Here is a 24,272-nt window from a genome sequence, read left to right as displayed (position 1 = left end):
CCCCTTTTTTGCGCAGCAAACGTTTACCTTGCTATTAATGAGCAAAGCATAAGAAATAAAGCCAATATTAAGTTGGTCTTTGTTTAGGTTAATGCCTGACATTATCAGGCCTTTTAAAATCAAGTTCATTAAATTACATCCATAAAAAACGGGAGATCGGCTGTGATACTGACCTCCCGTTTCAAAAAATTTCGAAAACGTGTGCCACTGAATTTCGGGCACAAAAAAGCCGGCGATGAAGTATCATCGCCGGCTTCGTCTTTCCAATCATCAGATACACTGCCGCTGCCCACCTTTATTCAAGTAGTCGCCAATGTCTCTGATGAAGATTTAGAAAGTAAGCTCCGAGCAACACTTCATCGTGTTAATGCGCGGAGCAAAGCCTTCTAACAAAATTCTTAAATAGGATGTAAAACATCGTGGAAAGATCCAAATTAAAATCGCGCGCCAATTTATACGATGTCGATTAAGTAGTCAATAATCCAAACCAAGATACGTCAACACAACGGTGTGCTACCCCTTATCCCTAAGCGCAAAGCGGTAAACACCAGCAATTAGCAAACAGATGGTTATAGGTAACCACAGCGCCTGAAAGTGAAACTTGTTATAAAGCCAAGCGCCCAACACGCCACCTGCCACAAACCCTGAAATGATCAACACAAACAGTTTTGTTTTTCTGGTATCCAAAGGCTCGCCTCTAAACAATGCCCCAATCATCAGCCCTGAGTCGGTGAATATTCCTGTTACATGGGTTGTCCTCACCACAGCTCCACTGTACGTGGTGGCTAATGCGTTTTGTAGTCCACAAGCCGCGGAGGCAAAAAAATGACCATAAAATGAGCCTTGCATCAGTAAGACGAGAGACACGGTAAGCAACATGGCTTCGATCACCAACGCGGTATCGTAATGTTTGCCAAGCCTTAACGTGGTGCCATGCAGCAAAAACCCTGCAAGTGCAGAGCCAAGCAAGAACGCGAGTAACACTCCAAATAAGTGCAGGGTTTCTTTAAGGCTGCCACCTAAAAAACTAGTTCCGAGCATAGTCGCAGTGCCGGATAAATGAGAAACGGATTGGTGCTCAAAGCTAAGTAGGCCGATTGCATTCACAAATCCTGCGACGAGCGCCAATATAAAAGCGCCGATCTCAACCCATTTTGGTAACTTTGAGATCACCTCTTTGCCATAGGATGATCAGGATTTAACTGCAATAAGTCCCAGCGGTTGCCATAGAGATCTTCAAATACAGCAACCGTGCCATAATCTTGCTCTTGCGGCTCGCGAATAAACCGAATGCCAATAGATGTCATGCGCTCATAATCACGCCAGAAATCATCGGTATTTAAAAATAAAAATACCCGCCCACCTGCTTGATCACCAATAAACTCCTGCTGCTCTGGCGTAGAAGCTCTGGCAAGTAGTAACGCAGTACCATGTGAATTAGGCGGTGCTACCACCACCCAGCGTTTATCTTGCTCGGGTTGGTAGGTGTCTTCTATTAATTCAAAACCTAGTTTATTGACGTAGAAGTCGATGGCTTCATCGTAGTCTTTGACGACGAGCGCAATATTGACAATATTTTGTTTCATGATGAGAGCAACCCGTAGCCTCTTGCCATAAGTGCAGCAAGTAGCGGTAAAACTAAAAGTAACAGCATTTCTAGCCTTTTAATGACGATAATACGCTGGGGCACAAATAAATTATCTTTTGTTGTATTACGGTGCTTCAATAAAAACACAGTCGGAATGATAGACAGCAAAGCGATTAACAAAAATAGTCCGACTTTGGCATGGAAAATCGGATTTTTAGTGTAGAACTCACTGGGCTTGCCAACTGCAAACCATAGCGTTAATCCTGCGCCAAGGGTTACCAGCGCACTAACACCATACAAGCCATCAACTACCGCTAACCGCTTAATGCTCTGACTACTCATTGATTTAGAGAGTAACACGTTTTCAATCGCGAGCGTCGATGCCAAAAATAAAATACCGAGAAAGTGAATATATCTAACGACTATTTCTTCCATGCTGTGCCCCAATTGCTATTTTAGCCTTGATAAAGTGTGTTATTTTCTTCTAAAAAGTTCACCAAAGGCAAAAATAGGGGCTGCGGCAATTCATCAAGCGAAAACCACTGCCATTGTTTGCATTTATTTGGCTCTTTAACTTCTGCATCATGAGTATCGCACCTTGCCATGACAAACAGCGTGACATAATGTTTCTGCTCATTGGCAAAATAATCATTAGTAAAACCAAGCTTTTCAACGTTTACAACATGTAGCCCCGTTTCTTCATGCACCTCTCTTATCGCGCATGCCTCAATGTCCTCTCCATACTCTAAATGGCCACCCGGCGTTGCCCAAGTATGTGCGCCATGAGCACCAATGCGCTCACCAAGCAAAATTTTATTATCGTGCATTATTACCACGCCAACCCCGACGCGTACGACTTGATCCATTATTTTTCCTTTAACTGTTACTGCAAATATTGACTCGCTGAACTTATTATTCAGGGTAATTTAAACACCCCAAGCTCAGCAAGTTTAGCTTCTAGTACCTTAGTGCTTTCATTTTCATGACGGAGCGCCTTTTTATCAACCCCTTTAGCATGTGCAATTGCTGCAACTCGACCTTGCTTGGTAAAGCTGAAACTCGGGTTATACTGGTTCGCAATATCGTCCGTATACGCTTCCTGTGGAGAAATGATTGTCCACCCTTTTGCCCGAATATAAGCAATAAGATCCCCTAAAAACAGCGCCGCGGTTTCATTCTCATGCAGTAGCAACACATGCTTGGAAGACCGCCCTAACGTCTGCAGGGCAATCTCGTCATAAAATTCGATATTCTGCCATAACGTTTCCACATAAAACTGCTTTAATTTTTGATAATCGATAGTCTTACCTTGACGATGCGCCGCAACTAACTCCGCGTTGATATACCAGTCAAAGTTATCCACGGTCACATACCCAATTTTTTGCGCTAATTGCTGCAGATTTTCTGAAATGGTCGTTCGAGCTTGATGAGTTTCGCCATAATGAAGGTAAGGAAAACGGTGAAAGTTGAGCACGTTATCAAAATCTTGCAATGCCAAATGTGCTTGATAAAAATCGATTAAGTAGTTTTTTACCTCAGTTTTGTTGGCTGAAAGATGGCTATAGCTATGATTAGCAAGATGAAATCCAGCCTGCGTATAGCGCTGTAACCTGAGTTTGGCGTCTTCAGAATTAATGTTATTCGTGGTCACAAAAAATAGCGCATCAGGCACTTTATTTTCTTTTAATGCTGTAATAATGCGCGTTGTTTTTTCCTCACCTGACATCAACTCACTCCCCGGCAATGGAGCGTCATCAAAGGTCAGCGCTATTTCTTTCGCCCCGACATATAAAGGCAAAATAAGTAGAGAAAAGGTACACAACCAAATCGTTTTCAACTTTCGTTCCTTGTAAATTTTTAACTCGCAGTGTACCGCAAACATTCTCTTAAGTACTACCTTCACACTCCTACTTTTACGTTAAGGTAGCTTGATGTTTTCGCCCTAAATGGAACGCACCGAGGCTCTTATATAGTGGGTGTCCTAAAAAGTCCTAAAAAGTGCTTTCATCCTAAAAAGTGCTTTCAAGAGTCCAGCGCTATTCAACATATACATATCAAATACAAAACCCAACAATTGAATCACAATAAAAAAACATAAACTCATAAAATTGACATTGCTGTAAAATTATGAAAATGTACGTTTGCCCATTACAGGAACTCTGGGTAAAAAAATTATTAGAACATACTGACAACTAAGGAATAAGTAATGAAATTAACGATAAAGAAATCAAGTTTGAAATCGCTTTCATCTCAATCACTACAACTTAATCTTGCTCAAACACCAAATATCGCTGGCGGTAACAAAGAGTATAACAACCGCCCTCAAGCTGCCGGAACCCGTATAGATTGCGCATCTATTGCGGTTAACCTTCCTTGTGTGATCATGTAAGGTACGATTTTTATACTTTTGTATAGAAACTGACAAGGCCGCTGCCGCGGCCTATCTATAATCGTTTTTAAAATCAGCGCTGTAACCCAAGCTACTTGCAGAGGACCAACTAAGACGATGTTAAGCTTGCCAAGATCTCAAGTGCATGTTTTCTATCACTTAGCTCATATAAATCGTTGGTAAAAATAAACTCATTGACCGCTAACTCACGTTTAATCATGCTGAGTTTATGGTGGATAGTCGCGGGGCTTCCAACCACAGATAGGCCTAAAAAGCTTTCAACTTGCATTTGCTCTTGGGCATTCCATAGACCCTCCATCGAATCAACGGGGGGTTTCAACCATAACGCCTGACCTCGCATCAACGCTAGGATACGTTGCTTTGACGTAGTAGCTAAATACTGCGCTTGCTCGTCGGTATCGGCTGCAACTACTGGTAAGCCAAGCATTACATAAGGTTTATCTAACACCTTTGATGGTTGGAAATCGCGGCGATAAAGCGCAATAGCATCATGCACGAATCGTGGCGCAAAGTGACCCGCAAATGCATAAGGTAAACCTCGCTTTGCGGCGAGCTGGGCACTATAAAGACTCGAACCAAGCAACCAGACTGGTACCTTGGTGTTTTCGCCCGGAATAGCGCGCACCGGGGATTTACCATCATAAGGCCCGAGCAAGGTTTGTAATTCCGCGACTTCGTCATCAAATTGTTCTGCACGTCTGTCATCGCGACGCAGTGCTCGGCTGGTAATCGGATCGCTACCAGGCGCGCGCCCTAATCCCAAATCAATGCGTCCAGGATAGAGGTTTTCTAAGGTGCCAAACTGCTCAGCGACGACTAACGGTGGATGGTTTGGCAACATCACGCCACCCGCCCCTACCCGAATATTGCGAGTGTGTCCGGCAATATGTCCTATCAATACGGAGGTTGCTGCGCAGACAATGCCACGCATATTATGATGCTCAGCCATCCAAAAGCGTTTAAAGCCAAGTTCATCCGCTTTTTGCGCATAAGTCACGGTGTTGGCGAGGGTTTGTGAAACGGTATCTTGCTCTGTCATTGGGCTTAATTCGAGCAAAGAAAATGGCATGTTGGCAAGTGAAGTCATAACAATCCTTAACGCTTTGAGTTACACCATAGAGTAAGGGTTGCAGCACCCATTTCAATCTGAAATTCTGCACTACATTGTTGCTGATTTTCGACTGGTTATGAACAATCAAGCCATTAGCCTTACGTCAAAAAGCCTGATTTCCATGGATCCACGTTTGCATAACTTTGGTCGCTTTTATTTCTTCGAATGTTATATTGAATAGATTTTGGTCTAACACAATAAAGTCAGCAAGCTTTCCAACCTCAAGGCTTCCAACAATGTCTTCTTGTCGCATCGCGTACGCAGCATTTATTGTGTAGGCCGCAATTGCTTGTTCTAATGAGATTGCTTCAGGCTGTCGAGTAACTGCATTCGCGATACCGATAAAAGGATTGAGCGTACTCACATTCCAATCGCTGCTCAGCGTGAGCATCGCACCATTTTCACTTAGGCTTTTAATTGGAACCAAATGATCAGCCCGCTCGCGGCCTAACAGTGGTTGCATTTCTTGCCAATGATGCGGTTGAGTAAATTCTCCTGCGACTTGTGCATCTGCTATCACACCCAGCACAGAAAACCTCTTGTAATCTTCAGGATCAACCACTTCTACATGTGTAAGACGATGCCGAGCAGCTCCTTTAGAGGCCGCTTCAATGGCATTTAATGCTTCATGTATTCCTCTGTCGCCAATTGCATGAATGTTAAAGTCAAAGCCACTAGGCTCCAATGCTTTTATATATTTCTCTAATCGAGCTTGGGTAAAATAATTCACTCCACGGTTACCATCGAGCTTAAGCCAATCTACTTTATAAGGCTCTTTCATTGCCGCAGTGGTATTCACCAAAATACCATCCATGTAAAACTTTATTTGGTCGACTTTTAATAAGCTATTTGGCGTCGTATTATAAAACGATTTAAGCGCTCTAATTTGGCTTTCATCACTTGCTTCTGGATAAGCCCATAAGCCCAAGCTGACTCGCATCTTCAAAACACCATCCGCTTGTAGTTTTTGCCAAGTATCTAATTGGCCGCGTTGCCAATATACGCAAGCATCACTAATAGATGTTATTCCGTGGCTTAAAAGCATAGGCTGAGTATATTCAACAAAGCCATAGCTAATTGGCAACTAACCTCTAGTCAGACTGAGTTCACGTTCAGTTTGAAGCTCACTAAACTATAAAATGATGCGCTTAGCTGCTGAATCATGATAGCTCACCCAGCAGCAGCAATTTGGCCAAGACAACTGTTACTACAGCGAATTTTTCGTACTTACAGGCGTTTCTAGACTCGCTAGTTGCTTCTTTGCAGATTCGAGGTTAGGGTCAAGTACCATTGCCTGTTTTAAAATCGCCTTTGCACGTTTTAGTTGATTATCGGCAATCAGTGCCTCTGCGAGACTATCTAACCCATTGGCTGAACCAGGGAATGCTTCAACATTTAGCTCAAATGCAGCAATAGCAGCGGCATTTTTCTCTTCTCCCCAAAGCGCATATCCCAAGTCATTCAACTGCGCTTCTGAAAAATCATAATCGTTATACCTATCGGCCTTGAGGCGATTATATTGACGTCTCGCCTCAGCAAGTTCCTCTTGGGTAAACATCTTATAAAGAACTGCTGAAATAGGTTGTTTCACTTGAGAGTATGGTTTCATCGCTAAAATGGCTTCTACCGCTTTTTCATTCTCATCAACAACGTCATCTTGAGCATTATTTGTTAATAGAATAATCGTTCTATTATCATCCAATTGATGGCTGTAAATCGACTTAAAACCTCGCCAGTGGCCACTGTGGCCAAACTTTGGATGATCATAGGCATCAGCCTTTAACATGAATCCATAACCGTACTGTTTGGTGTTGTTGTCTAATGTTGTAGTCGGCTGCAGCGCTTGCAGCCAAGTTTCCTTCGAAATAAGTTTATTATTGCTTAACGCTAAGTGCCACTTATACAAGTCCTGAGTCGTTGAATAGATCCCGCCCATCCCCTCGACATCAAAGAAAGGAATTTGATCAAAGGCGCGCTTCTTGTCATTTAAGTGACGACGAAATCCATATGCACGAGTTGTTATTTTCTTTTCCGTCAACTTGGTTCGACTAACTGTATAATGCATACCAAGGGGTGAAAATACTTGCTGTTGAAGAAACAGGCTATACGGCATTCTAGATACTGACTCAATGACTTTTGCAAGTACAACATAACCAGTATTACTGTATTTAAATTGTTCACCCGGTTTAAACATTAATGCTGGTTGCTCACTCAGCAGCACACTCAATAAAAAACTTTGATCAAGGCTGGAGTCCACTTTTCCTTGACGATATAAGTCCGAGATATAAGGCATCATATCTGGCACACCAGAAGTGTGGTTTAATAGCTGATTGATTTTAATATCTTTATATGGAAAGTTAGGAATATATAAATAAACGGGATCTTCAAATTTCAGTTTGCCTTGCTCTTTAAGCATCATGATCGCGATAGCAGTAAACTGCTTTGAAATAGAACCAATATCAAACTGATGTTGAGTCCCTAGCTGCTCTTCACTAGCGTGACTAACCTCTCCCATCGTTTTTTGGAAAAGTATGGAGTCATTTTCTGCAACTAAGACACTGCCATTACATAACTTTATTTGTTCGCAGTGTGTAAAGTAAGCTTCTAACAATTGTACTCGGTCATCTTCAAAGCTTTGCACATTCACGCTATTCAACATTAATACGGTAGAAGTAATGGCAGACAAGACAAACTTTTTCATAATTAATCCTTGTTGTTTTTATACATGTAGAGTCAATCAACTTACATGCCAAAATATATAACGATAAAAAACAATAGGTTAAATACAGATTTCTTCAACCATTACGTTGATGGTGTATCGAAAGTGGGACATTCTTATAAGACTTGTAGCACTTCCGGAACACCGCAAAATACACTTTACAAGCCTTCCAGACGGTGCGTAAGCGCAACATAGCAAGTACATAATAACCCACATAAAACCAGCTTTTGCCTGCCAGACTCATAAAAAACTGATTTGGAGCAATATCTTATGAGAACCGCTATCCTGTTTATTTTATTTACTTTTAGTAGCCAGTTAGTGACAGAAACGGACACAACTAAAATCAACAAACTGTTCGACAGCTACATGAGTAAATACAACCATTATCTGCAAACTGGTGATTTACCAACCAGTCCTCAACTGTACACAGATACGCTTATGTTAATGTCATCAAGTTCAAAGCCAAACGTGATCACACAAACGCAAATAAATAGGTGCAAGTATTCCTAACACACCTGAAGGAAGAAGGTGTCAGTCACGTAAAGTGGAGCGAAGTCAGTATTCATTTTCTTGATAAAAATATTGCGTTAGTGAGCAACATCGCTGAGCGATACACCCAATCAGGCGCACTTTTTAATAAAGTAGGCGCAAGCTATTACGTCTATTTAGTTGATGGTGAATGGAAAATATCTGCGTTCGCTGTACATGATGTGAAAAACACTTTACTTTAATTGCATCTAAACTTTGGTGTTGTAGGCATGGAAAACTGGGACGACTTTCAATTACTGCTTGCATTAAAGCGTGCCAATACACTCAGAGGTGCGGCCAAAGTTCTAGGCGTAAACCACACGACGGTATCTCGTAGGCTACATGCTTTAAATCAACGCTTTAGTCTTAATATATGCATGCTTTCGCAAGGCAAAGTCTCGTTTTTGAATTGGGACTGTAGCTGCTCAGGGCCGCTGAAAACATGGAAGCCTGCCTTGCCCCCTCACTTAAGCCAAATTAACACTTCGGTTAAGCAGTTAAAGCAACAAATAAACTTATCTATCCCCCAGCAATTTTGCAGTTTGTCTTGTTAGACGAATTACATGAGTTTCAGCAAAACAATCCTTACCTCACACTGTCGATTAATACTACCTATGCACTTTCCGATCTAGAGAAATCAGAAGCCGATGTCGTGATCCGAGCTTCTCACACTCCGGATGAGCACTTAATTGGTCACCGGCTATTTCCGATTTCACTTGGTTACTTCATGCATAAAGACCATCTCGATAATCGCACGCGTGAAAGCCTTTCTTGGATAGCCGCCAGCGTAACAGAAAGACCGACTTGGCTACTTGATACGCCCTATCCAAACGCCCAACTTCTCTATCAATTGAAGATTTAGTGCTGCGTCATCAGGCTGCATCCGAAGGGCTTGATATGATCAGAAGGGCCCACGATATTGCAAGGCATTTCCCTAATTTAATTGAATGTGCGCCAGCGAGTGAGCACTATGTGCAGTAAACAAATACTGATCGACTGCGCAAAATAACATTCGCAACGTTAGTTTAGAGCCCGTCCACTTTAATCAGCCAACCATTTGTACATTATATAGCTATCAACCAAGCCCAGTTTCCCGTGTTTATATGCCTTGGGAATGGTGCCGATAATGGTAAAGCCAAGCTTTTGCCATAATTTAATCGCCACTTCATTAGTCGACACCACACTATTAAATTGCATGGCTTCGAACCCCAGCGCTAACGCTTGCTGCGGGGAATGTTCACACATCAGCCGTGCAACTCCTTTACCGCGAGCCAAACTCGACACCATGTCACCACAGTTACATATGTGGCTACTCGGACCCATCGCATTTTGTCGCAAATAAAAGAACTCATTACCAGCGCTCGCTTTTTAATTCACCACCATATTCACAGCCATCACTAACAGCAGCACAGCAAATACCTTTTTAATCGTGGCAACAGGCAAGTGATGCGTGGCTTTAGCCCCCATTGGAGCGGTGAACCAAGACGTGCACACAATTCCTAACAGGGCTGGCAAATAAACAAATCCGGCGAAACCATCCGAAAGTGCAAAGTGCGCACTGCCCGAGCTAATGTAGCCAACAGAACCAAAGAGCGCGATAACAATGCCACATGCAGAAGCGCATCCTATGGCCTTTTTCATATCAACAGAGAAAAACGTCAACAGCGGTACCAAAAGCGCTCCACCGCCAATGCCTATCATGGCAGATAAACCACCTGTGATCGTCGTTAATACCGTAAGTATGCCTTTATTTGGCAGCTGCCTTTGGGTTGTGCTCTCATTTTTGCTGCTATAAAACATTTTTATTGCTATCAATACCACACTTACAGCAAATACAATGCGCACTGCGTTTTCGGGTAATAGCGCAGCCAAAAAACCACTGATCAGCGCGCCTAGTGCAACGCCCGTCATTATCCACGGTGCTAAATCCCACGGTACATTACCATTTTTATGATGCGCGATTGCCGATGAGGTAGAAGTAAATAAAATGGATGCCAACGATGTCGCCACGGCGGCTATGACCACTTGCTCCGGTGGTAACACGTTAAAGTACAATAAAATACTGCTCAGCACCGGAACAATAACCAGCCCACCACCAATACCTAACAACCCGGCTAAAAAGCCGACAACACTACCGAGTAGTGCACAATACACAAACAACAATATCAACTCACTCATTCCACTTATCTCTTCTTTTCATTGAGGCGCAATCACCTAAGTGAGCAATATGGGCGTTGCTTTTAGCCTTTCTGCCACCTAAGCGCTGGCGAGTATAACAACATAACGCTTTGCTATTGGTGATTTTGACTTAGATAAGCCTTGAATATTCCTCACGTTTTACTTGAAACAAATGCAACTTAGACATTTAGCAGTCTAGACTTTCGGATTTCCAAAGGGTTTTACTCTACAATTGCTCATATTTTCTGCATATGCGACTCAATAAGCGGCATCTATTTTTGTAACTCATGAATCAGACTCATGTTTTATGTGAAATAAAACCGTTTTTCTTCATCTTATGATCCACGTATAAATCTCACATCACTTAATGTTCGGCACTCTCACTGCGTCCCCGTGGATATCTGTTTATCGCAGTGAAACGTAATTACCGAGCGCGTTAGCATTAGAATTGGATACCTGAAGAACATGAATAACGAGTTTACTTTCACTATTAAGAGCATTCGTCTTGACGAGAATTACCATCCGTCAAACAGCACGCGGATCACCACCAACTTTGCTAACTTAGCAAGAGGCGAAAGCCGCCAACAAAACTTACGCAATGCCCTAAAGATGATTGATAATCGCTTTAACGCATTGGCTAACTGGGATAACCCAAAAGGCGACCGCTATTCTGTTGAGCTTGAGATAGTCTCGGTTGATATGGATATTGCAGGCAGTGGGCAAACTTTCCCGTCAATTGAGGTGTTAAAAACCAATATTGTTGACCACAAAACCAATGAACGCATTGAGGGAATTGTTGGTAACAACTTCTCATCTTACGTACGTGACTATGATTTTAGCGTGCTATTGCTTGATCATAATAAAGATCAACCTAAATTCAGCATCCCAGCTAACTTTGGCGACTTACACGGTAAGCTATTTAAATACTTTGTCGATTCAGAAGCTTACAATAGTCACTTTAGTAAGCCACCGGTGATTTGCCTAAGTGTATCGGATAACAAAACCTATCACCGCACTGAAAATCAGCACCCTGTGCTTGGCTTTGAATATCAGCCAAATGAGTCATCATTAACTGAGCAATATTTCAAAAAGATGGGCTTACAGGTGCGCTACTTTATGCCACCAAATAGCGTTGCACCTTTGGCTTTTTACTTCTTTGGTGACTTACTGAATGACTACACCAATCTGGAGTTGATCAGCACCATCAGCACCATGGAAACATTCCAAAAGATCTACCGCCCCGAGATTTACAACGCCAATGCGGTTGCGGGCAAATGCTATCAGCCAAACTTGAAAAACCTAGACCACTCATTAACGCAGATTGTTTATGACCGCGAAGAGCGCAGCCAGTTGGCGATTGCACAAGGTCGATTTGCCGAAGAGCATTTTATCAAGCCTTACCAAACCGTGCTTGAACAGTGGTCTGCAAATTACGCTTTATAATCAACGGGAATATGGAACAGCATTTATTATGAAAACACTATTACCAACGTCTACTGCTGGCAGTTTACCTAAGCCCGCTTGGCTTGCTCAGCCAGAAACCCTATGGTCACCTTGGAAACTAGAGGGCGACGAACTTATTGATGGCAAAAACGATGCGCTACGTATTGCTTTGCAAGAGCAACGACTTGCAGGGATTGATATCGTGAGTGACGGCGAACAAACCCGTCAGCACTTTGTAACCACTTTTATTGAACACCTAAGCGGTGTGGATTTTGAGAAGCGTCAAACGGTAAAAATTCGCGACCGCTATGATGCCAGTGTTCCAACCGTGGTTGGCCCTGTATCTCGCCAAAAGTCTGTTTTTGTTGAAGATGCCAAGTTTTTACGCAGCCAAACAGACAAACCTATCAAATGGGCATTGCCAGGTCCGATGACGATGATAGATACGCTGTATGATGGCCACTACAAAAGCCGTGAAAAGCTAGCGTGGGAATTTGCTAAGATCCTTAATCAAGAAGCCAAAGAGCTGGAAGCTGCTGGAGTCGATATCATTCAATTCGACGAACCGGCGTTTAATGTATTCTTTGATGAGGTCAACGACTGGGGCATTGCGGCGCTTGAACGTGCGATTGAAGGACTCAAATGCGAAACCGCAGTGCATATCTGCTACGGCTACGGCATTAAAGCCAACACCGATTGGAAAAAGACCTTAGGATCAGAATGGCGTCAATATGAAGAGGCATTTCCTAAGCTACAAAAATCCAATATCGATATCATCTCTTTAGAGTGCCATAACTCTCACGTGCCAATCGACTTGTTAGCGTTGATCCGTGGTAAAAAAGTGATGGTTGGTGCGATTGATGTTGCAACCAACACCATCGAAACGCCAGAAGAAGTTGCCAATACGCTACGCAAAGCGCTTGAGTTTGTTGACGCCGACAAACTCTACCCATGCACTAACTGCGGTATGGCACCACTTTCTCGTGAAGTGGCAAGAGGTAAGCTCGCTGCATTGAGCGCAGGGGCTGAACTTGTGCGCCAAGAGCTATTAGCCAAAAAATCAGCTTGATAAATACTGAATTAACAACAATGTTAGCTGCTAAATAAAACCTAAATTATGTGCCGCCTTCAAGGAATGATAGTGGCGCAGCTTGGGCGGCTTGCCATTATTGGTGAACACTCATTTTTTCAGATAACTTACGGACGCGACTAATTTACGGACACCTAATTTACGGACACCCACTCCAAACATTATCAATTTTCATGCGCACAAAACCGTCGTATTCTCCGCCATGCATTTGACACATCGAGTTTTTATTTCGTTCTATCGCGTATTAGGTGACATTGAATTGCACCTGAATAACTATGTAGCCCTACAAAAAATTATATAGAGGGTGGCATTATGCCTTTTGGATTGAAACGGACGATCATTTGCACTTTACTGACTTGCGTTGCATTGCCAACAGTTGCACAGACTGAGGTGGGATTGCAGGCTAAAGACATTTTTGAACTGGAATATGCAAACGACCCGAAAATATCCCCAGATGGTACTCAAGTTGTTTATGTGCGTAACAGCAATGATGTAATGAAGGATGCTAAGCGACAAAACCTGTGGCTGGTCGATATTAAGTCAGGCGCACAATCGCCACTCTTCTCTGATGAAAACAATTACAGCCAACCTCGTTGGTCGCCAGATGGTAGCAAAATCGCCTTTGTGAGCAATGTATCCGGTAGCACACAAATTCATGTGCATTATCTTGCTCAAAACCGTACGGCACTACTTACACAGTTGCAATCTGGGATCAGTGGCTTAACTTGGTCACCAGATGGCAAATGGCTGGCTTTTAGCCAAAAGGTTGCAGAAAAGCCAGCAGTCATTGCCAAGATGCCAGAAAAACCAAAAGACGCGAAGTGGTCCGATTCTGCCATTGTTATCGACAAAGCCTACTATCAAGCTGATGGCAGTGGCCTTATCAAACCCGGCTATCGCCAGATCTTCGTGTTACCGAGTGAAGGCGGTACGCCACGCCAATTAACCTCTGGTAATTATCACCATAGTGGGAAACTTGCGTGGCGAGCAGACGCAAAGGCGATTGTGTTTTCAGCAAACCGCATTGCAGACTGGGAATACAAGCGCCTAGAGGGCGACTTATTCGAAGTTGATTTTAACCGTAATATCACCCAGCTTACATCGGCTCCTGGTCGTGAGTACGCACCTAGCTTTTCCGAAAATGGTAAACAACTGGCTTATCTTAGTGCATCGAACGCGCTAAACCCTTACCGTAATAGCAAACTGAATATTATGGATTGGCAGGACAAAACCTCCCACATGATTGCCAAAGACTTCGACCGCTCAATCCAAGACCCAACTTGGATTGGCAGTGATAGACTGGCGATGACTTACGATGACCACGGCAAGCGAAAGCTCGCGAGCATCACCACAAAAGGCAAAATTACCGACATCACAGATACGCTCTCAGGCACAACCCTTGGTCGCCCTTATCTAAGCGGTGAATTTAGCGCTAACTTTGATGGAGAAATTGCCTTTACGCAAGGTTCGAGTGAGCGCCCTGCAGACATCGCTATCACAACAAGAAAAGGCAAAGTAACGCAATTAACCCGCCTTAACGAAGACCTACTTGCACATAAAACCCTTGGTAAAGTGCATGAGATCACGTATAGCTCGTCGTTCGACGGGGAGAAAATTCAGGGCTGGTATGTTACGCCACCAAATTTTGACCCAAACAAAAAATATCCATTACTACTAGAAATTCACGGTGGTCCACACTTAGCCTACGGCCCCCATTTCTCAGCAGAATTACAGCGTTATGCCGCTGAAGGTTATGTGGTATTTTACGACAATCACAGAGGCAGCAGCTCTTACGGCGAGCGCTTTGCGATGTTGCTCAAGTACAAATACAGCTCGAAAGAAGACTTTGCCGATCATAACTCAGGGGTAGACGCTATGCTTGAGAAAGGCTTTATCGACAAAGATAATCTGTTTATTGCTGGCGGTTCTGCAGGTGGTATAGCAACAGCCTACGCGATTGGCTTAACTAATCGTTTCAACGCTGCTGTTGTCGTAAAGCCTGTGATCAACTGGCTGAGTAAAGTGCTTACCGCTGACAGTGGCCTTGGTCAAATTCCAACGCAATTCCCGGGTATGCCATGGGAGCACATGNCTATTGGCAGCGCTCACCGCTTTCGCTTGTTGGCAACGTAACCACACCAACCATGCTAATGACGGGTGAAGAAGACTTGCGCACGCCAATGGCCGAAACCGAACAGTTCTACCAAGCACTTAAGCTACGTAAAATTGACTCTGTACTGGTCAAAATTCCAGGTGCGCCACATGGAATTGCAGGCCGTCCTTCTCGGATGATCAGCAAAATAGAGCATACGCTCGCTTGGTTTGAAAAGTACAAGAAGTAAACGTAATTCACTTATTTCGATAATCTAGCTTTAGGTCTATAGGCCACATTACTCATGTATCCTGTAGACCCCTCCCTCTGAAAAATGACACTATTTTAGAGAGACATAAAAACACTTAGTCTCATCTTGTATGCTTGCTCCGCTTAAAATTAATGTGGTGGGTGTTTGTTATTTCTCTCTCTTTGTTATTTCTCTAAGTGTGTGATGATGCTTATTGTAACGGCTTAAAAAATTGCGATGCGCAATCAGATCATAAAATACCAATAGTCGTCAATTCAAAGTTCGATCCCGCCATGCCAAGGAGATAGCTAGCGAAGGTTCTGAGTTAATGTGTAGAGAAGGTGATGATCTCATAGCATACCCGCGCGATGCGGCAATAGTTTCGCCAGAGCTAGTGCCAAATATGCAGTCAATAAAGCTGAATAAGTGCTATAAATATATAATGTATGAAATAGAGACGGCTTTATGTATAAACAGACCAAGTTGCTCTTAGACTCGGATTTTTAACCATTATGTTCAGCTTTCTTGCGTACGCATTACCTCTTGCAATGGCAGTTCTTGGTATTCTTGCTGGCTCTTATGAGTGTTGGAACAAGGAGCGCCACAGACCTACTAAGCTCGGAATTGTACTTCTTTCCTCGATCCTATTAATTACGTTCGCGCAGATAGTTATTTCACACGCCCAAGAAGAAAACAAAAATAGGGTGCATATATCTGCGCAGATAGCTCTCGCCAACCTTCAAAATGTATTCGATTTCTACAGCAAACGTTGCTTTGAAGCAATGCAAGGCAATTACTACTTCTACGAGGGAGACAAAGATGCTTTTATGCAAGCTTTACGTTTAGCCCCTTACTCCATCGCAGAGGAAATCAAAGACAATAAAAAGGCGCTGATAGCGGCTGGAATGAATTCCGGGATGGCTGATGACTTTGAAGGAATTTTCACACATACCTACCAAGATTATCAGACAATTCCGGATGACGAACTTCCCAGAAGCTTGGAATACATGATTAGAATTTCACGCGAGCGGCTTTTTAAGGAGCTACTAAAAGGCAAGCTGGCAAGTAATTCTTATGACTAACTACACAATCAATTTTACGTTCAACCTGATATCTCCCTCATTTTGAAACATTCCACTAATTTTAGTTTAGTGTAACCGCATGTAAAAATACTGAAATATTACGACACAACGAGCCGTTTGTGAGCTAAATCCACACAGTACAATTAGCTCACCAATTAACTAGGTGTGTGTTGTATGCGAGCCACTTTAGCACTATCAGAAGCTGTTATTAGCGTGACGATAATGGCTGACACCCACAACAAACATCCACCATTTTTGGCTGTATCTTTGAGGTGGGTGTCTTAATCTTCTTTGGTCTACTATCGTTCTTTATTTTTTCAGCGTGCTTGCACCCGATATCGAACCTTATTGCTCGTTCCAACATTATTCGTTAATTGTAATATGCCTTTTGTTATACCAGTTGGTATCGTAAATGTAAGACTAGATGGTGTATGAGTTGAAGGAACAAGTGTTTTATTTCCCATTATGATGCGGGTTTTATCATCAAACCCCACTCCCTTAAGCTCATATTGCTCACCTTCTTGAACTTTGATTGAGGCATATCCAAATATTAACGGTGAGCCCGCTTTGTATGGGCTTAATCGCACTTCATTAGAACGCTTATTTCGAGTGTAAATGAATGCCTTATATTTACGAAATGGTAGATTGAGCTCAAAGATTAGCTCTGAGTTAGTGTGCGATGTTGGCGCGATATTATAAATTTCTTCACCGTTATAGATAACCACTTTTGGGTTCTCCAGCCCGGCAAAGTCATCACCAGTAAATACAACACTATCGCCGATACGATAAATTCGAGGTAATGAATAGCCATTGTAATAACCGGCTTGAGAGGATATTTGTACACTTGGTGAGTCGCTTAATCTAAAGCCTCGTACTCGCTCATACGGCTCGGCGTCATAAATATCTAACACTTTGTCGCCATCATTATCGAGATCGATAAAATCCTCAACCCCGTCTTTGTCAGAGTCTTCAGGCCATCCTTTCGCGTTGAATTTTTCGTCGGCATCCGCTATGCCGTCATTATCAGAATCAAGATCCAAAAAGTTTAATTTATCATCTTGATCTGCATTTCCTGAGCCTTCGCGCTCATCACTAATGCCGTCGCCATCACTGTCTAAGTCTAATAAGTTAATTACCCCGTTATTGTCCTCATCGAGTGTAGCGCCTTGCTTTACATAATACTCATAGAAGTCATGGATAGAGTCTCTATCGGTATCAATACGAGTTGGTTCAACACCAATTGCATATTCTGCATGATCATCAATACCGTCGGTGTCATTATCTTTAAATACGTAAATTTCATAGGAATAGTCCGGCGCGCCACCCGAAAAATCATCAATGACGCTCAAATTGAATTTTCCGTCATGGGGTATTTTAGTCAGGATATGCGCCATTTTGAGTGCGCTATGTGTATGGATCTGCGATGAGTTGATCACAAAACCACCTTGCTCAGAAAAATACACTTTGGGCTTAAAATTATCTGAGCTATAGATAATGCGAGCTGAGATATAGTCGCCCTTTTTTGCGCTAAACTGGTACAAATCACCATTATCACCCGCATTTGAAATAACCCCTTTTACTTTAAACGGAAGTTGATGCGCAACTTTTACCGCATTACTAGGGTTATCATTAGGTTCAATCTCGACGATTTCGGGATAACGAGCGCGTTGACCATCGAATGGAAACTCATCATGCTCGTCTAACACACCATCACCATCTTCATCTTTGTTTTGCCAAGTTCCCTTAGCTGGGTCAAGCGAGCCATTATGTGGAGTTGCAAACACAATTGTACTAACCAGTGCAAGTGCCAATAAAATGCATCGTGATATCATAAACAATCCTTATTAATGTTGTTTTTTAATTAAAATCTTTCAAATGTTTTACCCTGCGACCCGCTTCATACTTGCACTCTTTCACTAATGATTTTGAATGTATTACGCTGGGTGTCTTTGTTACTTTCTGTCTGTTACTTTTATCTTTGCTACTTTTATCTTTGCTACTTTCAGCACTCAACCTCCACCACGCTCTACGCTAAAGCTGACTTTTGCACCACCGCTTGGGTTATTGCCTAGTTTGAGTTGTCCGCCATGGTTTTCAATAATGATACGAGAGAGCATTAGGCCTATGCCGTTGCCATCGGCTTTGGTGGTGTAAAATGCTTCTGCGGCTTCGTTTAGGTTAGAGAAACCGGGGCCAGTGTCTGTGACCGAGAATGTTAATTTGTCAGCATCGGGGGTGATGCTGAGTGTGACTTCTGGCGGAGGCGTACATGCTTCTTGGGCATTATTAATGAGGTGGCAAAGCACCTGTTTGATTTGGCTCGTATCAAAAAAACCGAGCAGGTCGGCTGTGCTTTCTACCTTTAGTCGCGTGTAGATACTTTGTAGCTGAGCGCAAAACTCACTGAGCGCGACAATTTGCTTATGCGCTGGAGGCAGTTTGGCAAGGGAGGCATAGTTACCCATAAAAGATTTAAGGTAATTGGCGCGCTCGTTGATGAGTGACAGTCCACTGCTAAACCTTTCTATATTTAACTCACCGTTTAGGCGCTTGGTAAGGCTGCGCGCTACCGTGCCGATCGGCGCTAAGGTGTTATTGATCTCGTGACTTAAAATACGGACAAACCGCTGTAAGGCGTCTTTTTCTTGTTGATATAAAATACTATCGAGCTGTTTCAAAACCAGTAAAGTGTGAGGTTTGTTGGCAATGTAGCAGCTGTCGTGTTCAAGCAAAAAAGCATGCTCAGTCCCCTCTAGCATCACCGAAACCTTTCCTTGTTTTTGCTGAGCTTGTAATGACTGAAACCAGCGCCAAGCATCGTCTTTGTAGCAGTCAACAAAGGTGCGCTCAGCGTAGCTGTTGGCGAATGCAACGCTTTGTTTGTCAAACACGATAAGCGCACAATCTAGCTTTTCAATAATTTGCTTTAGCAGGTCGCTTTGCTCTGCCAGCGCTCGCTGATCGGCTTGCATGGTTTGCGCAAGCGCATTTAAGTGTTCCACCGTTGAATATAATTGTGCGTCTTTGCCATGTGCCGCTCTTAGGGCATAATCGCCTTGGCGAAGCGATATCAACAAGGTATCAATGAGATTAATGGTGTTTTGTCTTGTAGAGCTATATTTATAAGTGAGCAGTGCAAAACACAGCGCAAATACCAAATCTAGCAACATAACGAGTGCAACCGGGTAATTGTGCACAAGGAGCAGAACGTTAGCAATAACGAGTAGTAATGCACTTAACAGCCAGTGTCCAAATCGATAAAACAAGTTTGCTTATCTCCTACTCATATTTGTCCATTTTGCGATACCACGCACTGCGCGATAGTCCCAAGCTCTTCGCCGCTTTTGATACGTTACCACCGTGAAATTCCAGTCTTTTAAAGAGTGCTTGCTCAATAATTTCATCCAGCGTTAAATCATGATTTTCTGGCGCGCTCACAGTAGCAGTGTTCATCGATTGCGACGCTGAGTGCGGTGTAGCGTTGAGCGCCAAATCGCAGGCCAATAACTGAGCGTTTGAACAAGTAAACACCGCGCGTTCCATCATATGCTTAAGCTCTCTCACATTACCTGGAAAGTCATATACACTCAGCGCTTTAGCAGCACAAGGCATAATACTCGGTGGTGGTTTTTTATAATCATGACTAAAGCGCATTAAAAAGCGCTCTGCTAATGGCAAGATATCCTCTGGACACGCTCTTAATGGCGGTATTTCTACTTCTATAGTATTTAATCGATAATATAAGTCTTGGCGAAACTGACTATTGGCAATCGCTTCACTTAGTTGGCAGTTAGTAGCAGAAATAATCCTCGCAGTATTGTCCAAGACTTTGTGACTGCCAACCGCCGCGTACTTTCTCTCTTCTAGCACTTGAAGCAATTTTGCTTGAGACTGCAAAGATAAATTGGCAATTTCATCTAAAAACAACGAGCCATTACTTGCGAGTGTAAATGCCCCCACTCGATCTGCTTTCGCATCAGTAAATGCCCCCTTTTTATGGCCAAATAACTCAGAGTTAAATAGATCTTCGCTCACCGCTCCCATATTAATCGAGATAAAACTGCCACCAGCACGACTTGAGTGCTCGTGTATATATTGCGCGTAATAGCTCTTTCCTGTGCCATTTTCACCGGTCAGCAAGATGTTCATATCGCTTTGTGCCAACTGGGTAAGCTGTGTCAGCACACGCTGCTTTTTCTCACTTTGCGTAACAAAGTTGATCGTTTGTTGTGGCTTTTTAAGACGTTCGTTTTCAGCAGATAGCCGCGCTAAATGTTGTCTGTCAGCTCGTTTCTCGATTTGTACTTTGATGCTATGAGCAAGGCGCTCATCATCCCAGGGCTTTTCAATGAAATCGGCCGCCCCTTGCTTGAGGGCTGCAACAGCAAGGTCTAACGTCGCCCAGCCAGTCATCACCACAATAGGTAAAAGCGGATCGATTTGAATAAGCTTAGCAATCGCCATCAGTCCTTCTTTACCACTGGTAGTGTCTTGGGTAAAGTTCATATCCAATAGCACCAAGTCCACTTCCTGTGTACTGACATAATTAAATGCTGCCTCTGGTGTCACCACACCGTGACAAGCGTAGCCTTCATCCTCAAGTAAAAACTTCAGACTCGCTTGAATATCAAGCGAGTCGTCTACTATTAACACCTTTTTCAAATTATTATTCCATTCTTAAGCTAACCGCAGGTTGGACTTTTATGCTGCGTTTCACCGGGATATAAAGCGCAAGACATACCGCAGCAAATACCAGTAGTAAAGTGATACTACCCGCACCAAACATAACACTAAACGGCACAATACCGCGAAAAAAGTCTACAGCAAGATAACACAAGATATAGAAAATTAATGCAGAAATAGTCAGTCCTGTAACGGTATGAGTTAAATTCTTCTTGATAAATAACAACATGATCTGGCGATCTTTGGAACCGAGCGCACGGCGAATGCCTATTTCATAGCTAGATTTGTTGATATTGCTCAGGCCCATGGCATAAATGCCAATTAAAGAAAGCGTCAAAGCAAATCCACCCACAAGCAAAAACACATATATGATACTGGTGAACGCTCCCATCATAGAGCGATGGTTGTCGTAGTGATCAAAAATATAGCTGGTTTCGAGCTTACTTGAGAGCCTACCTAACACGCGATAGAAGGCTTCATAACTTTGGCTTGGCGGCAATTCAGTGATGAACTTAACCGCCATTGCGTTTTCCCTTGGCGCATACTGTCGAAAGCTAAAATAGACTTCATGACGACGATCGCTGGCAACAACGCTCATCTCATCCACTGCAATACCAACTATTTTAGCGCTTGGCCATTTTGCATCACGTAACATCAGTGAGTGCCCCAATACTTCCTCACTGCCAAACAGCGCGTGTGCGAGAGACTGGCTAATGATCACTACGGGCGCAGCTTCTGTGTTGTCTTGTGCCGTGAAGTTCCTGCCGCTTTGCAGTTCGCGCTTAAAAAGATGAGATACCGCTTCAATATTTATGATTTTATCGGTATAAACTTCACCTTCGCTTGTTAGCACATCAAGCTCCATATCACGTTGATACACGCGCCCTTCTTTAAAGGCAGGATCCAATGTCATTCCCACAACCAATGCGCTTGCCATTTCGACCGCTTTATCACTCGAAAACTCGCTTTCAGTTTGAAATTGCAGCTCAGTTGAGTACACCCCTTTGAGTGTCTCGCCGTCAATATTTCCAGCCATAGAATACATCACATAGCCTATGGTGCTCGACGCCATCAGCATAAAGCTCACTAAGGTCACCTGCAAAGACAGTAGGCGTTTTGACATCAATCCCGCTTGTTTTCCGGTTGCGCCTCGTGTGCCGTCTCGCAGTACATCATTGATGTTAAAGTTAGCGGTTTTCACCGCAGGTAACAGCACTGCAATAGCAAATACGAAGCTTATCAGCAATAGTGACACCAAAATGGTGATTGTATTTAGCTGCCAATACCACCAGTACGGCATTTTGCCACCAAACATCATATTCATAAAAAAGTTCAGCGCTCGCAAGCCGAGATCTGTTAATAATAGCGCCACGACCCAACTGCTAACGCAGTAGACCAAGCCCTCGCAAGCATGCTGCTGAACCACCCTTAATTTTTTCGCGCCAATCGCGGCCCGAATAGCCGACTCTTTTTGTCTCTCGATGATTTTGGCAAAAAGTAGGTTACCAATATTGATTGAGGAAATAAGCAAAATAAGTACGATACCGGCCATAAACAGGGTAAATATAAATACTACTTCACCGTCGGTGTTGTATTCCACCAAGGTCATAGATTCAACACGAACGGCTTTATCTACCTCAAGTTCTGACTGGCTAATACGCTGCTGTGCATAATCAGTGAAGAATAAACTTAAACGCTGCTCAAGCTTTGCCTCTACCACCTCGTTTGGCATCTTATAAATAATATCGATGGCATCTGCAGGTGCTGTGTTATTGCCTTTAAGTGGCAGCCAAAGTTTAGAAAATATCGGGAAGTTATTGTGTTTGGGCATCACACCGATTATCTCGTAAGACTTTTGGTCAACGACCATCGTGCGCCCTATGACGTCTTTGCTACCTTGAAATAGATGCAACCAGAGATAGTCTGAAATCACGACCACATTTTGGGCAGCTCCCACAAAGTCCTCAGCAGTATAAAATCGCCCAAGTGCAGGTTTAATGTCCAGAAACTGAAAAAAGCGTTCATCAACATAGGAGCCTCGATAATGATTGCCTCGCTCAGCGTCACTTACCCAAACACTCGCTGGCGCAATATAAAGCCACTCCTCAAGTTGTTTAACTTCATCAAGTTCTCGTAGTTGTGGCAGCATGCTGTATTCAAAGCGATTTTGCATGCTGATAGGGTTACGAACCTTAAAGATCCTGATCTCTGGGCTGCCACTACCCACTTGGCTATGTGAAAATGCCACCGTATAAATATAGTTAAAACCAATCAAAGATATGGTCAAACTGCCAACCATAATAAACATCATCAATAACGTAAAGCGCATTGATTTGGCGATGTTTCTCAGTGCGTAACGAAAGTCTAAAAGTAATCCCATACTAAGCTCCAACGACTTTGCTTGCGTGCTCAAGCTGCTTTTTGTCTCTTAAAATTGTGCCATCTAGCATAGAGATAACACGGCTAGCGTAAGTCGTAGATTCGATATCATGCGTTACCATACAAATCGTTTTACCAGCAGCATGAAGCTCGCTTAATAACCCTAGCACTTGCTGCGCATTATTTGAGTCCAAGTTACCGGTCGGCTCATCGGCGAGAATGAGGTCTGGGGAGTTAATCAAGGCTCTTGCCACAGCAGCACGCTGCTGCTGACCGCCTGAAAGCTGAGAAGGAAAATGATTGATGCGGTTTTCTAATCCCACCATCGCCAGCGCGTCTTTGGCTTTTTGCTCCATTTCTTTTTGGCTCATGCCGCCGATATAAGTCAGCGGTAACATGACATTTTCGAGCACGTTTAAATCACTGATAAGATTAAAAGCCTGAAAAATAAAACCGATATGATTAGCACGAATATGAGCACGCTCGTCCGAGCTTAAATTAAATGCTTGGTTACCACTGATAAAGTACTCACCGTTACTTGGCTCATCAATCAAGCCCAAAATTGACAGTAACGTTGACTTGCCGCACCCTGAAGGTCCCGTGATAGCCACAAACTCGCCGGGCTCTACTACGAGATTAATGCCGTCTAGCGCTTGAGTTGCAATTTCGTCCGTCTGAAACCGCTTTTCGATGTTATTAAGTTGAATGACTGAGTTCAT

22 protein-coding genes and 2 pseudogenes are annotated in these 24,272 nt (G+C 43.2%); 9 read left to right on the top strand and 15 right to left on the bottom strand.

The window, feature by feature from the left end; all coding sequences use genetic code 11:
- Window positions 1-201 precede the first annotated feature (201 nt).
- Window positions 202-390, top strand: a complete 189-nt coding sequence (locus CKO50_RS23710; protein WP_141240143.1) for a hypothetical protein — start codon at window positions 202-204, stop codon at window positions 388-390.
- A gap of 123 nt (window positions 391-513) precedes the next feature.
- Here the strand turns inward: CKO50_RS23710 and CKO50_RS12500 are convergent, their stop codons facing one another.
- The 5 genes from CKO50_RS12500 to CKO50_RS12480 are packed head-to-tail and all read right to left on the bottom strand — an operon-like array spanning window position 514 to window position 3,425.
- Window positions 514-1,173, bottom strand: coding sequence for a YoaK family protein (locus CKO50_RS12500; protein ID WP_095728422.1), 660 nt, complete (start codon window positions 1,171-1,173; stop codon window positions 514-516).
- The gene (locus CKO50_RS12495; protein ID WP_010603775.1) at window positions 1,170-1,586 is read right to left on the bottom strand and encodes a VOC family protein; all 417 of its coding nucleotides are present in this window, start codon (window positions 1,584-1,586) and stop codon (window positions 1,170-1,172) included. Before CKO50_RS12495 ends, CKO50_RS12500 begins: the two co-directional genes overlap by 4 nt.
- A complete protein-coding gene (locus CKO50_RS12490; RefSeq protein ID WP_095728421.1) occupies window positions 1,583-2,023 on the bottom strand; it encodes a DUF2214 family protein in 441 nt (146 codons plus the stop codon). The genes CKO50_RS12495 and CKO50_RS12490 overlap by 4 nt, the downstream gene beginning before the upstream one ends.
- Window positions 2,024-2,043: 20 nt before the next feature.
- A complete protein-coding gene (locus CKO50_RS12485; protein ID WP_095728420.1) occupies window positions 2,044-2,454 on the bottom strand; it encodes an NUDIX hydrolase in 411 nt (136 codons plus the stop codon).
- A 50-nt stretch (window positions 2,455-2,504) separates the two neighbouring features.
- On the bottom strand, window positions 2,505-3,425 hold the full coding sequence (locus tag CKO50_RS12480; RefSeq protein WP_217989653.1) for a polysaccharide deacetylase family protein: 921 nt from the start codon (window positions 3,423-3,425) through the stop codon (window positions 2,505-2,507).
- Window positions 3,426-3,794: 369 nt separating this feature from the next.
- Here CKO50_RS12480 and CKO50_RS12475 point away from each other — a divergent pair, with 369 nt between their 5' ends.
- The gene (locus tag CKO50_RS12475; RefSeq protein WP_095728418.1) at window positions 3,795-3,977 is read left to right on the top strand and encodes a hypothetical protein; all 183 of its coding nucleotides are present in this window, start codon (window positions 3,795-3,797) and stop codon (window positions 3,975-3,977) included.
- A gap of 109 nt (window positions 3,978-4,086) precedes the next feature.
- On the opposite strand, the gene CKO50_RS12470 is transcribed toward CKO50_RS12475, so the two are convergent.
- The 3 genes from CKO50_RS12470 to CKO50_RS12460 form a co-directional block, all read right to left on the bottom strand.
- Window positions 4,087-5,085: an LLM class flavin-dependent oxidoreductase gene (locus tag CKO50_RS12470; RefSeq protein ID WP_095728417.1), complete on the bottom strand. Its 999-nt coding sequence runs from the start codon at window positions 5,083-5,085 to the stop codon at window positions 4,087-4,089.
- Between the two features lie 127 nt (window positions 5,086-5,212).
- Window positions 5,213-6,193: an amidohydrolase gene (locus CKO50_RS12465; RefSeq protein ID WP_255229685.1), complete on the bottom strand. Its 981-nt coding sequence runs from the start codon at window positions 6,191-6,193 to the stop codon at window positions 5,213-5,215.
- A gap of 123 nt (window positions 6,194-6,316) precedes the next feature.
- Complete coding sequence (locus CKO50_RS12460) at window positions 6,317-7,810, bottom strand: serine hydrolase (protein WP_095728416.1); 1,494 nt, start codon at window positions 7,808-7,810, stop codon at window positions 6,317-6,319.
- Window positions 7,811-8,322: 512 nt separating this feature from the next.
- Here CKO50_RS12460 and CKO50_RS24670 point away from each other — a divergent pair.
- From CKO50_RS24670 to CKO50_RS24660, 3 genes are read left to right on the top strand one after another with little or no spacing between them, the layout of a single operon-like run.
- A complete protein-coding gene (locus CKO50_RS24670; RefSeq protein WP_255229683.1) occupies window positions 8,323-8,559 on the top strand; it encodes a hypothetical protein in 237 nt (78 codons plus the stop codon).
- 27 nt (window positions 8,560-8,586) lie between these two features.
- A complete protein-coding gene (locus CKO50_RS24665; RefSeq protein WP_255229682.1) occupies window positions 8,587-8,910 on the top strand; it encodes a LysR family transcriptional regulator in 324 nt (107 codons plus the stop codon).
- Window positions 8,904-9,218 (top strand): LysR substrate-binding domain-containing protein, encoded by a 315-nt coding sequence (locus CKO50_RS24660; protein ID WP_255229680.1) that lies wholly within the window; start codon window positions 8,904-8,906, stop codon window positions 9,216-9,218. Before CKO50_RS24665 ends, CKO50_RS24660 begins: the two co-directional genes overlap by 7 nt.
- Window positions 9,219-9,397: 179 nt before the next feature.
- On the opposite strand, the pseudogene CKO50_RS12445 reads toward CKO50_RS24660, so the two are convergent.
- A pseudogene (locus CKO50_RS12445) lies at window positions 9,398-9,700 on the bottom strand (N-acetyltransferase family protein); the annotation flags it as partial.
- 24 nt (window positions 9,701-9,724) lie between these two features.
- Window positions 9,725-10,534, bottom strand: coding sequence for a sulfite exporter TauE/SafE family protein (locus tag CKO50_RS12440; protein WP_095728415.1), 810 nt, complete (start codon window positions 10,532-10,534; stop codon window positions 9,725-9,727).
- Window positions 10,535-10,999: 465 nt separating this feature from the next.
- Between CKO50_RS12440 and CKO50_RS12435 the strand changes: the two genes are divergently transcribed.
- From CKO50_RS12435 to CKO50_RS12420, 4 genes and pseudogenes are all read left to right on the top strand, one after another.
- On the top strand, window positions 11,000-11,977 hold the full coding sequence (locus CKO50_RS12435; protein WP_095728414.1) for a DUF1852 domain-containing protein: 978 nt from the start codon (window positions 11,000-11,002) through the stop codon (window positions 11,975-11,977).
- 28 nt (window positions 11,978-12,005) lie between these two features.
- Window positions 12,006-13,046, top strand: a complete 1,041-nt coding sequence (locus CKO50_RS12430) for a methionine synthase (RefSeq protein ID WP_095728413.1) — start codon at window positions 12,006-12,008, stop codon at window positions 13,044-13,046.
- A 333-nt stretch (window positions 13,047-13,379) separates the two neighbouring features.
- Window positions 13,380-15,409: pseudogene (locus CKO50_RS12425) on the top strand (prolyl oligopeptidase family serine peptidase).
- A 512-nt stretch (window positions 15,410-15,921) separates the two neighbouring features.
- Complete coding sequence (locus tag CKO50_RS12420) at window positions 15,922-16,491, top strand: hypothetical protein (protein ID WP_095728412.1); 570 nt, start codon at window positions 15,922-15,924, stop codon at window positions 16,489-16,491.
- Between the two features lie 317 nt (window positions 16,492-16,808).
- Here the strand turns inward: CKO50_RS12420 and CKO50_RS12415 are convergent, their stop codons facing one another.
- The 5 genes from CKO50_RS12415 to CKO50_RS12395 form a co-directional block, all read right to left on the bottom strand.
- Window positions 16,809-18,323: a cell surface receptor IPT/TIG domain-containing protein gene (locus CKO50_RS12415; protein ID WP_095728411.1), complete on the bottom strand. Its 1,515-nt coding sequence runs from the start codon at window positions 18,321-18,323 to the stop codon at window positions 16,809-16,811.
- A gap of 177 nt (window positions 18,324-18,500) precedes the next feature.
- Entirely contained in the window at window positions 18,501-19,757 is a 1,257-nt protein-coding gene (locus CKO50_RS12410) for a PAS domain-containing sensor histidine kinase (protein WP_095728410.1), read from the bottom strand.
- 13 nt (window positions 19,758-19,770) lie between these two features.
- Window positions 19,771-21,153, bottom strand: coding sequence for a sigma-54 dependent transcriptional regulator (locus CKO50_RS12405; protein WP_095728409.1), 1,383 nt, complete (start codon window positions 21,151-21,153; stop codon window positions 19,771-19,773).
- A 4-nt stretch (window positions 21,154-21,157) separates the two neighbouring features.
- The gene (locus CKO50_RS12400) at window positions 21,158-23,554 is read right to left on the bottom strand and encodes an ABC transporter permease (protein WP_095728408.1); all 2,397 of its coding nucleotides are present in this window, start codon (window positions 23,552-23,554) and stop codon (window positions 21,158-21,160) included.
- A 1-nt stretch (window position 23,555) separates the two neighbouring features.
- A complete protein-coding gene (locus tag CKO50_RS12395) occupies window positions 23,556-24,272 on the bottom strand; it encodes an ABC transporter ATP-binding protein (protein ID WP_095728407.1) in 717 nt (238 codons plus the stop codon).

It is taken from the genome of Pseudoalteromonas sp. HM-SA03, from assembly GCF_002289345.1.
GTDB lineage: Bacteria > Pseudomonadota > Gammaproteobacteria > Enterobacterales > Alteromonadaceae > Pseudoalteromonas.
Note: the sequence above shows the minus strand (reverse complement) of the source record. Positions and strands in the feature narration are given on the sequence as shown.